The organism is Acidovorax sp. FJL06, from assembly GCF_003852545.1.
Lineage (GTDB): Bacteria > Pseudomonadota > Gammaproteobacteria > Burkholderiales > Burkholderiaceae_C > Acidovorax.
The window spans coordinates 1-2,624 of the sequence record NZ_QAJR01000055.1; the positions used below are offsets into that span (position 1 = coordinate 1).

Here is a 2,624-nt window from a genome sequence, read left to right on the forward strand (position 1 = left end):
TGTTGGTGCCGATGCAATCTTGACCAGCTAAACCGCAAAGTGCCAATCCAATATTGACCAGGGTGTTCCACTGACCTGCTGAGAATTTCAGCAGGGATTCAAGGTGATCACCATGGACATGATTGGCAAGGTCAGGCGCATGAGGCTGCGCGACCAACTCTCTCTCAGCGAGATCGCAAAGCGCACGGGCCTGTCGCGCAACACGGTCAAGAAGTGGCTCAAGGCGCCCGGCGATGTTGCCCCGAAGTACGAGCGGGTGAAGCTCGATGGCAAGCTAACTGCGTTCGAGCCGATCCTGCATCAAGCGCTCACAACCGACAGCCATCGCCCCAAGCAGGGACGGCGCAGCGGCCGTGCCTTGTTTGCTCAGATACAGGCCCAGGGCTACCGCGGCGGCTACAGCGCCGTCACCGACTACATCCGTCGCTGGCGGGTGAAGTCGGCAGCCAGTCCGGCCAAGGCGTTCGTTCCGATGAGCTTCGAGCTGGGCGAGGCCTTCCAGTTCGACTGGAGCGTCGAAGCCATGGTCGTCGGCGGCGTGTTCTACAACGTGCAAGTGGCGCACCTGAAGCTGTGCGCCAGCCGTGCCTTCTGGCTGGTGGCCTACCCCAGCCAGGGCCATGAGATGCTGTTCGACGCCCACACACGCTCGTTCCAGGCACTCGGTGGCGTCACCCGGCGCGGCATCTACGACAACATGCGCACCGCCGTGGACAAGGTGCAGCGTGGCAAGCAGCGCACGGTCAACGCGCGCTTCGCAGCCATGTGCAGCCACTACCTGTTCGACCCCGACTTCTGCAACGTCGCCTCCGGCTGGGAGAAGGGGGTGGTGGAGAAGAACGTGCAGGACAGCCGCAGGCGCATCTGGATCGAAGCCGCGACCCGTCGCTTTGGCTCGTTCATCGAACTCAATGCCTGGCTGAGCGAGCGGTGTCGTTCGGTGTGGAGCGACACCACGCATCCGATCCACAGGCAGTTCACCGTGGCCGAGATGTGGGAGTTGGAGAAGCCTCACCTCATGTCCATGCCGGCCCCCTTCAACGGCTACGTCGAGCGGCTGGCCCGGGTCAGCAGCACCTGCCTGGTGGCCGCCGCGCGCAACCGTTACTCCGTGCCGTGCGAGTGGGCCGGCCACATCGTCAGCACTCGCGTCTATCCCGAACGAATCGATGTGGCGGCCGCAGATGCCGTCGTAGCCAGCCATGCCCGGCTGCCGGGCAGTGGCCAGACCAGCTACGACTGGCAGCACTACATCGACCTGGTGCAGCGCAAACCGGGCGCATTGCGCAATGGCACGCCGTTCCTGGACCTTCCGGCGCCGTTGCTGCGTTTGCGCCAGTCGCTGCTCAGGCACCCTGGAGGAGACCGGGTCATGGCACAGGTGCTGGCCGTGGTGCCGCAGGCCGGGCTGGAAGCGGTGCTGGTGGCCATCGAGCTGGTACTCGAAGGCAGGGCCCCCAGTGGCAGTATCAGCGTAGAGCATGTGCGCAACGTGCTGGCCCGCTTGAACAACCCGGCCACGCCGGCGCAGGCGCAGACGTCCTTGCTACTCACCCAGGCGCCCAAGGCCGACACCGCGCGTTATGACCGGCTGCGCCCCACCCACCAGGATCATCTAGACGGGCAGGAGGTGGGCCATGCGTGAGACCTCCATCGATGTACAGGCCCAACTGAAGGCGCTGCGGCTCAACGGCATGGCCACGGCCTGGGCCGATCTGACGGAGCAAGGCGGCGATACGACCCTGGCCGCATCACGCTGGCTGGTGGAGCACCTGCTGCAGGCTGAAGATGCTGATCGGGCGATGCGTTCCATCGCACACCAGATGAAGGCGGCACGCTTCCCGATGCACCGCGATTTGGCTGGGTTTGACTTCACCGTCGCGCCGGTCGACCGCGCGTTGATCCAGAAACTGGCGGACCTCTCGTTCACGCAGGATGCGCAGAACGTGGTGCTGGTCGGCGGCCCAGGCACCGGCAAGACCCACTTGGCCACGGCGCTGGGAATTGCTGGGCTCACCCGGCACGCCAAGCGAGTGCGGTTCTACTCCACGGTCGATCTGGTCAATGCCCTGGAGCATGAGAAGAGCCAGGGCCGTGCCGGACGCATCGCCATGAGTCTGGTGCGCATGGACCTGGTCGTGCTCGACGAGTTGGGTTACCTGCCCTTCAGCCAGGCCGGTGGCGCCTTGTTGTTCCACCTGCTGTCCAAGCTGTACGAGCACACCAGCGTGATGATCACCACCAACCTGACGTTCGCGGAGTGGTCCACGGTGTTCGGCGATGCCAAGATGACAACCGCGTTGCTGGATCGCTTGACCCATCACTGCCACATCATCGAGACGGGCAACGAGTCCTACCGCTTCCGCCACAGCACGCACGAAGCCAAGGGGCGCATCAAGGCCCGTGAGCAGACCAAGAAGGCAGCAGCGGCCCAGGTTAGCGAGACCGCGGAGGAAGGGGCCTCGCCTGACGGCTCGGCCATACCGACCACGAGTTCAAAAAAAGGAGGACCTACCGAAGCATCCACCCTATAGTTATCCACAGCTGGCTTCTAATGGAACCAGCTTCAGCCCCTGGTCAATGTTCGACTGGCACTGCTGATCACGATTGCACTGGCGCTAACA

General features: G+C 63.9%; 2 protein-coding genes. Both read left to right on the top strand.

The window, feature by feature from the left end:
• Positions 1–112 precede the first annotated feature (112 nt).
• Complete coding sequence (gene istA / locus DBV10_RS21635; RefSeq protein WP_124515617.1) at positions 113–1,645, top strand: IS21 family transposase; 1,533 nt, start codon at positions 113–115, stop codon at positions 1,643–1,645.
• Complete coding sequence (gene istB / locus DBV10_RS21640; protein WP_124515618.1) at positions 1,638–2,534, top strand: IS21-like element helper ATPase IstB; 897 nt, start codon at positions 1,638–1,640, stop codon at positions 2,532–2,534. The genes istA and istB overlap by 8 nt, the downstream gene beginning before the upstream one ends.
• Positions 2,535–2,624 lie beyond the last annotated feature (90 nt).

What these genes read in the sequence shown, in the direction of transcription:
- istA (WP_124515617.1), top strand. Translation starts at nt 113, where the DNA reads ATGGACATGATTGGCAAGGTCAGGCGCATGAGGCTGCGCGACCAACTC.
- istB (WP_124515618.1), top strand. Translation starts at nt 1,638, where the DNA reads ATGCGTGAGACCTCCATCGATGTACAGGCCCAACTGAAGGCGCTGCGG.